We start from the raw sequence: 8917 nt of genomic DNA on the forward strand, positions 1-8917 counted from the left end.
CTAGCCGTTGAACTCGCGGCGGGGTTGGCGACTGTCACGTGCGTACGGCGGATGCCACGCAGCGCGTAACGGCGATGGAGCGGATCAAAGCTGACCGGTTGGTCTCGCAGCGTGTCGACAGGACCGTCCGCCGGAGCGGCCTCGAGGAGAACCTCCAGATCGACCTGAGCCCGATCGCGGTGACGCCGCTGATGCCAGGGGGCGGCGAGCCACTCCTCTCGCTCCAACGCCTGCCGCAGCGTCTGACCGTGACGTACGCCGAGGTCGACAGGCCGAGCCGGCGGGCAGGATCTGCGGCCGAGGTATGGGAGGAAGGTCGGATTGCGCAGTGCCTGGAGCAGCCCTTCGATCAGTTCCTTCTCCCCTTCGACTGCCGCGATGAAGACAGCGTCGGCCAGGTAGAAGCGCTCCGACACCGGCATCGCATTCCCGCTGACGAATCGATGGGCGGTATGGAAGTCCCGGAGGAGAGTGCCGCGCTGATCGACACGCACACCGAAGCGCAGCGCGGCCAGGTCGTCGAGATTATCCGAGCGCTGACGTCCGAGCGCGGCCGCCAGCAGACCGATCACTCCGCTCTTGGTAGGCGTCGGCTCTGTGCTCCTCCTGGCGAATCGTGATGACGCCCCCCAGGACTGCAAGGGACCGGCGAGCTGCATCAGCAGAACGCTCATTCTCCGCCCTGCCGCCGCGTGACCTCCGTGCCGATCGCCGAGACCAGCTCAGGCAGTGACAACTCAACACCTACGCCGGACAGCGCCTGCGTGTTCTTGCCGACCCGAACTACCCAGGTCGGCGATTCTTCTCCGACGCCGTAAGCGCGTTCGACCTCAGGGATATAGGAAGCCAACGCCTCCGACGCCTGCCGCAGGTGCCCACCAATCTCTGGATCGGCCTGACACGGCTCTTCGAAAACGGAGACGAAGTTGATCGGCCGAGAGGAACGGATCTTTACCACCACCGCATCCGGCAGCGTGTGGTTACCAAATGTGTTGATCTTTCCGGTGGGCAGGGAGGTGAGAAAGCACTGGACGAACGCCTCGACCGCCCTACGGACAGGTTCGGTAACCGGCTCGTCCTCTCGCATCCCCCGGCCGAGATTCCTCGACAGGAGATCGACGTCGACCGCGGCGTAGCGGTAGAGGGTCGCCGAGGTGAACTCGACAGTGCCGATCATTCCCGCGCCGAGATCATCGGTCTCCCGATCCTTGTAATCGTCGACAGCCGTGTAGTAGTCGGACTCGGTCTCCGCGCGGTGCACGCTGATGGCATGCGCCACCTGGGCGGCGGCATCGACGTTGATGTCGGCGCCGTCGGCCACCATACGGCCGAAAAGCGCGATGTCGATTGAGTGCTTGCTGTTGGCGATCTGCTTGGCCTGCTCCTTAACCGCCTTCTCCTTGAAGAACGCCTTGATGTCATCACGTCCTTTGACGGCGAGTTCGGCCAGGCCATCCAACTGATGGGCGCTGAGGAACATCAGATAGCTGGACTCCGGTGCCGGCTCGGGTCCCTCCTTGCCCTTGCCGGCCTTGCGCTTGGGCACCTCGATCTTGGAGCCGGTGGCGGTCTGGATCGTCTCGGCCGCGAGCGCCCACGCTTCGGGCTGTTCGATCGATCCGTCCAGCCCCATGATCCGTGTTGCGAGCAGTTCGGCCACCTTGCGGGTCCGCACCCCGAGCTCGCCGGGGTCCAGCAGGTCGTGGAAGGCCCGTCGAGTGGCGCGCTTCCATGCCTGACTGGAGACACGGGAACGCCGTACCCCGCCATAGGTCGCGCTCTTCGGGGTGCCGGTGTCGTCGCGATTGAGGCAGCTCGGAGGGACGGTCTGCAGCGCGTGGATCTCAAGAATCGTACGTGTCATGAAATGTCCTTATCAGGGGGCGGTGACGATTTCCGGAAGGTCGGCTTCATCAGTGGGGACGTCAGCCGTATGCGAGCCACCGTCGCGGCGCTCGTCCTCGTTGTCGCTTGGCCGATAGGCGTGGAAGCTCCGGCCCCAGCTCTGTCGCACCTGTGACATCCCGCCGGGGAGCTGGGCCTGGTAGAGCTGGCGGGCGAGCCGCGCGTAGTCGAGCGGGATCGATTCCCCATGCAGCAGGGAAACGACCTCTCTGAGCCGGATGGCCAACATCTCGCGAGTTGACGCGGCTCCCACACGGACGAAGCGGCGCCGAATCGGCTCGTCGATGCCTCCGCCCGGAGCCGATTTACGCAGCATCAGCTTTCGCACCGCGGCTCCCAGCTCCTCACCGGTGCGGTGCATCCCCTGCTGCGGGCGGGACTGCTGATGCAGCGCATACAGGGTGATGGCCAGGAACAGGGCTGCCTCGGCCCTGACCGACTCCGTCTCGGACAGGGCCTGCTGGGCGTACAACCGCTCGGTGCCGGCCATGCCCCACAGCTCGGGTACGTCCTGAGGGAGCTTGCCCGCACCTCGTCTGAGCCGGGCCAGTGCCGCGACAGCCCAACTCCGATCCTTCAGATAGCCCTGTTGAAGATCCGTGATGTACGCCCCGGCTATCTCACCGACCAGATCCTTTACCGATCGCCGGGACGTGGGGGTTAACAAGGTCACTGGGCCTCCACTCTCTGTCGTTCACTGTCGCTGTCTTCCTCGGGTGGCCGCGCCTCGTCCGCCCTGGCCAGCGGAAGCGCCCTACCCAGACTTCTCCGGAACGTCCGGTCGGCATACGAGGCGGTCAACCAGAGCTCCTGACCCTGCCGAGTCTGGATCTTCCGGCCTTCCCACGCGGCATCCCCGGCCGAGTTGAGCAGCTCGACTCCCAGGCGGCTCACGATCCGATGGGCCTCACGCTGCCAGGCCGCCCGCTGAGCATGAGGGACGTCGTCGGGACGGATCCGGGCCAACCAATCTCGGAACGGTCCATCCAATGTGCCGAAACCGAACTCCCGGGCCATCGCCCTACGCGGATCCGCCTCCGTTCCCGCTGCTCTGGCGAGATCGGCGGCGAGGTCTCCGAATGCGGTGACGGCCCTCTCCGCGTCGGTGACCGCGTCGATCGCGGCCTGGCCGAGTTCGCGGTCCCGCTCATGCAGCAGCACGACGGGCATGGCCACCGCGTCATCGATGATCTCATCGATGACAGACTGCTGGGTGCCGTAGACCGCACCGAACAACCGTGCCCGGATCGGGAAATCAGCAGGCAGGTCGCCTTCAACGGTCAGCCGGGCAACCCAGTCCAGGATCCGTGGACGAACGATGGCCGCCGCCTCCTGACGCTGCTCGGCACCCTCGGCCCGGCCCGCGACCAGCGCCCCAAGGCCGCGCCACGCGCTCCGGCTCGGATCATGCTCACGTGGCAGGTAGACCTGCGCCAGGCCGAGTTTCTTCTCCTGAGCGGGGCTGCGCCGCCATCCCGTCATCGGCTCACGCTGGTGAAAATTGTGCGGGGCGAGCGGATCGCCATAGGCGAGGATCACTCCGTACGCACCCTGAGCATCACAGGCCAGCCGTACCCGGCGGGACTGCCAGGTGTACAGATCACGCACCCCCGCCGGACGCCTGCTCAACTCCACCGGGTCCATCTGCCCAGGGCCGGGGGCCGGCCGACGCCAGGCGGGGGCATCGTGATCGGGGTCGATCCTGAACCCCGGCGTGTCGAAGGCGATCAGATTGAGCAGCAGAGTCTCACGCAGATCCGCGCCTTCCACGAGCACGCCGCCGAGATTTCCCGACCAGGCGACACCCTGGGGATAGACCTTGCCGCCCTTGACTCGGGGATCGCCGACTACGCCGGTCTTAATACCGGAGGTGTCGAATCCGTGGGCGTGAACCAGCCAACGAGCGGCCTCCGCGAAGCCGAGCCGGTCAGCGCCGCGGGCCCGCATGGTGAAGAAGGGCATCCCGTTGGGGACGTCGGCGATAATGCGGTCGAGTGAACCCGTCTCCCCCGTCGCCGTACACAGCCCGGCGGTCTGGAGGAACGGCTCGGATGGGTGGAGTAAATCAAACCGTGCGCGATGCCCGTCCAGGTAGTCGATGATGCGTCCGAGAGGAAGCCCGTCATCCCAGAGCTCCTGCCACTCGTCGAGATCACGTGGTCCGTCGATCGCGTCGTGCACAATGGCCAGCAGCAGCCGCAGCAGAGCGAACTCCTGGGTCGGAACATCACCCACCAAACGCCGCAGATCCCCGACCTGAGTCAGGACCTCCCGCAGGGACAGTTCGTCCTCTGTGCCGTCCAGCCGCTGCACCGGCAGCCAGCGCTCGCTGGTCAGATCGAAGGACGGGACAGCGCCTTCACTCGGCACGAGCAACCTCCAGGCCGTCTTCAGGGGTGTAATGCAGGTCGTAGCCTGCCAGGCGGGTCCGACAGTTCTCATCGAGCATGAGGATCAACTCTCCAGCCAGCCAATGGCTCTCCGTGGACTGCCAGGCCGCGACGCATTCGGCCTCCAACTCCTCGATCGCCCGGTCAAGGGTCTCGGGGATGGAGAAGTGGAAGGGCAGACGCAGGCTGCACGACGCCACGATGCGGGCGAGCCTCGGCTCGGGCGCGGATTCCGTGGGCAGATCCAGCCCGCCGTGCCCGCCGTGCAGCCACGGCACCGTGGTCAAGGTCCCATCCGTACGGCGCTGCACAACCAGCACTTCCAGGGACTCCACCCCGTCCCGGACCTGGGCCCGCCCGCGACGGGTGTCGTCGGCGTCCCCGACACCTGCCTCCAGCCAGCCGATCAGCGCGCGGCCCGCCTTGCCAACCTCGCTGATCTGGAAATCCCACGATTTTTGTCGCTGCTGCTCCTGATGCAGATCGTGACTATCGCGTGCTCGGGTCATGGCCTCCTGCCAGCCCGCCGGGCCTACCGGCGCCGCGCCGTATGCACGCTGGACGAGGGGGCTGATGTCCTCGGGCAGGCGTACCGTGTGCCCCGTCTCAGCAGTCCCGGACAGGTACGGCTCCAGCACGGCCGCCGACCGCAGGAGCGTGTGCACCCGGTAGATCCGCTGGGAGCCGCGCACCGGCTCGACAGGGACAGCGTGCCAGTCCGCCCCGGTCAGGAGGCAGAGTGCCGTACGCAACCGCTCCGGCCGATCACCCTGGTCCTTGCCGCGCTCGTGCCGGTGCAGCCTGCCCATCCGCTGCAAAAGTAGATCAATGGGACATAAATCTGACACCAGCAGATCGAAGTCAATGTCGAGGGACTGCTCCGCGACCTGACTGGCCACCACGATGTGGACGCCGGTAGGTCGGTCCGCGCTCTTCTCCGGCGGCCCGAACCGGGCCAGCAGTTCGGCGTCTCTGTCTGCCCGGTCCGGGTCCAAAAATCGGGCATGCGCCACGGTGACCCGCTCAGAGCCGAACCGTTCCCGCAGGTAGGCCGAAGTTTCCAGCACCCTGTCGACAGTGTTCCGCACCACCAGGGCACAGCCGCCCTCGGCCAACTCCAGCACGAGCCGGTCGCCCAGCGCCGCGAGATCGTCATCCAAGCGCTCAAGCCGCACCTCGACTCTGCGTCCGGACGGTTCGACCGCCTCGATCGCAGCCGGACCACCTGGTGGGACGACCGTCAGCAGCGGATAGGCGTCCGCGTCGGCCAGACCGGTGAAGCCGGCATCGTCGGCCGCCGTGCCCGCGTACACCGCGGCGAGCTCACGACGGCGTCCGGCCGGGAGCGTCGCCGACAACACCACGACCGGAACACGGTAGGCGCCCAGCCACGACAGCACCCGGTCGAGATAGCTGTTCATGTACGTGTCGTAGGCGTGCGCCTCGTCGATGACGACGACCTTGCCCGCGAGCGCGAGGTGCCGCAGCGCGAGATGACGGCTTTTCAGCCCCATGAACAGCAGTTGATCGATCGTGCCCACGACGAAGGAGGAAAGCATTCCCTTCTTCCTGCCTCGCAGCCACTGATGCGCGATGAGCTCAGCGGAGGAAAGTCGACGATCCGCGTGATGCCGCCACTCATCCCGGCTGCCATCAGATTCAATGCCGCGTGCCGCGCGCCTGCCGGCACGCACCAAACCGGCGAACTTCTCGTTCAGCGCCGCCTTGGAGTGCGCGAGAAGCACCGAGCGAGGCCCGTTTCCAGCCGGCTCGGCTCCGGCCTGGTCGGCAAAAACCCTGCGTAGCCAGCCCAGCAGCCGAGGAAACATCGCGTTGCTCGTGGCCATGGTCGGCAACGCGAGGAAGCAGCCGCCCGCCCCGGAACGGGCCGCGAAGATCTCCGCGGCCGCCAGCGCGGCCTCGGTCTTCCCCTCCCCCATCGGGGCCTCAATGATCATCAGACCGGGAGCCGGCATCGCCAGGGCCGCCTCGACCGCGCGTTCCTGGACCGGTCGGATACGCGCTCCGGGCGGCAACCGGAACCGGGAGTTGAAGAGCGCCGTTGGCTCACCTGTGGGTTCTGGAGCCCGCCACGGTTCCGGAAGGGCGAGGCCACGCCAGGCCGCCTCGACCCGCTCAGCACCCCTGCGATGCTCCGCCTCGGGAAAGTACGGGAAGAGATCGGAATTGCTCGCGATCCAGTCGGCGACGATGACCATGCCTGTCAGCAGCACCTGCGCCGGCTGCGAGAGATTGATCTTCTGCCAGCCGGTCAGGAGATCCTCGACCCCACATACCCGCGCGCACCCGTCGAGGAGTTCCTGCTGCACACTCCGCCAGAGCGACACGCACCCAGGGGTACGGAGCAACTCCCGATGTGCCGTCAACTCCTTGATGTCGGAAGACGTCGGCGGAACGCCATGATGGCCACCAGCGATGATCGTGAACGGCAAGGTGGCCGACCTCGGCCAGCCGTACCGTTCGACCAGCCACTCCTGCAGCAGCACCTGTCCGGCCAGGCTGTGCGGGGCAAGCTTGCGATCGGGGAGCTGCCGACGCTGCGGCATGTCCAGCCCCCTCGCTCGCATCCGATCGGCGAGTGATTCCACCTGACAGGCAAAGGCCGGGGTGGCCTTGCCGATGTCGTGGGTCGTCGCCAGCCAAACAGCCAGCCGACGTGCCTCTTCGTCGCCCCCGGGAAGCCCGTCGGCGATCACTCGGCGTACTTGCAGGGGAAGCCAACGGTCCCACAGCAAAATGGCCACGGCACCGCTGTCGGCCATGTGCCGCCACAGCGGCAGCCATCCGTCGGTCTCCCGATCATGCTTGGCCCACACCGACCGCGCCTCAGCCGTCAACCCGTCAACCAACTCGCGAGACACCGGCTCCTCATTGAGCATGCAGGCCATTAAAAGGCACAACTCCCCAGAAGCTCCCGCGAATGCAAGGAAAGGAGGAATAAGCAATCCTCAGGGGGAGGTTTTCTTCTCCTCGCGAGAAGAAAACCTTCTCTCCCGCCGCGCATGTCCGCGACCACCGCGTCCCATCTGATTGCAGTGCCCCGCGAACGCCCTGCGCGCGCTGGCACAGCCCCTCGCTTCCTGGGAGGGGACAATCACCGTGACTACGTTTGCTTGCACGCGGAATCCGATCACGCAGCTGGATGACGAGAGTAACCTGGTACGGCGGTACAACAAACAACGAAAGCCCGAAATGTCCGAATCATTGAAAGTGCTCAAAACTCACGTCCTGGCCGCCTAAACGTGCAGGTCACGCAGTGTGCTCCCCGCGCACGCGGGGATGGTCCCGGCGTTGCCCTCCTGGCGGTGAAGGGCCACGAGTGCTCCCCGCGCACGCGGGGATGGTCCCGCCTCCCGGTCGAGGCCGCCGGCCTCGGTCAGGTGCTCCCCGCGCACGCGGGGATGGTCCCAGCTCCGGCGCCTCGTGGCCGATCAGGAAACCGTGCTCCCCGCGCACGCGGGGATGGTCCCACATGCCTGACCTTGAGGTCCACGCTGTCGGTGTGCTCCCCGCGCACGCGGGGATGGTCCCTCGACCTACCCCGGCACGGACTGGCCGGGCAAGTGCTCCCCGCGCACGCGGGGATGGTCCCCGCCGCAGATCCTCCGACAGGATCGGCCACTCGTGCTCCCCGCGCACGCGGGGATGGTCCCACGTACCGGCCCGCCGATGGCGCCGCGCAGGTGTGCTCCCCGCGCACGCGGGGATGGTCCCAGGTACTCGTCCTGCCCCGTCCGGGTCACCAAGTGCTCCCCGCGCACGCGGGGATGGTCCCTACCCGGCGGCGTGGTCGCGCCGCCGGGCGGGGTGCTCCCCGCGCACGCGGGGATGGTCCCCGCACCTCCGCCGCCCCCGCAGGTAAAGCGGAGTGCTCCCCGCGCACGCGGGGATGGTCCCGGCTCGAACACGCTCGTGCGCGCCCCATCCCGGTGCTCCCCGCGCACGCGGGGATGGTCCCTGGGTCATCGCTGAGGATCAGGTGCAGGACTGGTGCTCCCCGCGCACGCGGGGATGGTCCCATATGAGCATGAAGCCGATCACGATCACCGTTGGTGCTCCCCGCGCACGCGGGGATGGTCCCACGAACATCACGGGTAGGTCACAGTTCTCGTGGTGCTCCCCGCGCACGCGGGGATGGTCCCTCGTCCCAGGTGCGGCCGTCGAGTCCGCGCCCGTGCTCCCCGCGCACGCGGGGATGGTCCCGAAATGACCGCCAACCTCGACCTCGCCGCCCAGTGCTCCCCGCGCACGCGGGGATGGTCCCGAGGAACCGGGGGAGGGGGGTTCCGCCCGGAGGTGCTCCCCGCGCACGCGGGGATGGTCCCGCCAAAAAGCTCCGCGCGGCGGTGTTGAGCCTGTGCTCCCCGCGCACGCGGGGATGGTCCCCACCCCCGCCGGGAGCGTGCCACGCTGCCCGAGTGCTCCCCGCGCACGCGGGGATGGTCCCAGGCGTATGTGCAGCAGCACAGCATCTCCCGGGTGCTCCCCGCGCACGCGGGGATGGTCCCGGCTGGCGGGCCAATCTCGCACACCGGACGATGTGCTCCCCGCGCACGCGGGGATGGTCCCCTTTCCCTCTCTCCAGGTGACGCCCTCATGGA

5 protein-coding genes and 1 CRISPR repeat array are annotated in these 8917 nt (G+C 67.4%); all 5 genes read right to left on the reverse strand.

The annotated features are described in order from the left end of the window. Positions 1–674, reverse strand: a 674-nt coding sequence (gene cas5e / locus Mth01_RS24520) for a type I-E CRISPR-associated protein Cas5/CasD (protein WP_204018301.1), incomplete at its 3' end; no start/stop codon positions are given. Further along, entirely contained in the window at positions 671–1864 is a 1194-nt protein-coding gene (gene cas7e, locus Mth01_RS24525; RefSeq protein WP_204018302.1) for a type I-E CRISPR-associated protein Cas7/Cse4/CasC, read from the reverse strand. The genes cas7e and cas5e, both read right to left, overlap by 4 nt. A 12-nt stretch (positions 1865–1876) precedes the next feature. Further along, on the reverse strand, positions 1877–2578 hold the full coding sequence (gene casB / locus Mth01_RS24530) for a type I-E CRISPR-associated protein Cse2/CasB (protein ID WP_239089968.1): 702 nt from the start codon (positions 2576–2578) through the stop codon (positions 1877–1879). Further along, positions 2575–4275, reverse strand: coding sequence for a type I-E CRISPR-associated protein Cse1/CasA (casA, locus tag Mth01_RS24535; RefSeq protein WP_239089969.1), 1701 nt, complete (start codon positions 4273–4275; stop codon positions 2575–2577). Before casA ends, casB begins: the two co-directional genes overlap by 4 nt. Then, positions 4265–7195, reverse strand: coding sequence for a CRISPR-associated helicase Cas3' (gene cas3 / locus Mth01_RS24540; protein WP_239089970.1), 2931 nt, complete (start codon positions 7193–7195; stop codon positions 4265–4267). Before cas3 ends, casA begins: the two co-directional genes overlap by 11 nt. A gap of 379 nt (positions 7196–7574) precedes the next feature. Continuing rightward, a CRISPR array of direct repeats spans positions 7575–8885; the repeat unit is 29 nt; unit sequence GTGCTCCCCGCGCACGCGGGGATGGTCCC. Positions 8886–8917 lie beyond the last annotated feature (32 nt).

This window comes from Sphaerimonospora thailandensis, from assembly GCF_016863115.1.
Classification (GTDB): Bacteria; Actinomycetota; Actinomycetes; order Streptosporangiales; family Streptosporangiaceae; genus Sphaerimonospora; species Sphaerimonospora cavernae.

Bases quoted from the DNA above. Each gene is read 5' to 3' on its own strand.
- cas3 (WP_239089970.1), bottom strand. From the start codon at position 7,195: ATGCTCAATGAGGAGCCGGTGTCTCGCGAGTTGGTTGACGGGTTGACG.
- cas7e (WP_204018302.1), bottom strand. From the start codon at position 1,864: ATGACACGTACGATTCTTGAGATCCACGCGCTGCAGACCGTCCCTCCG.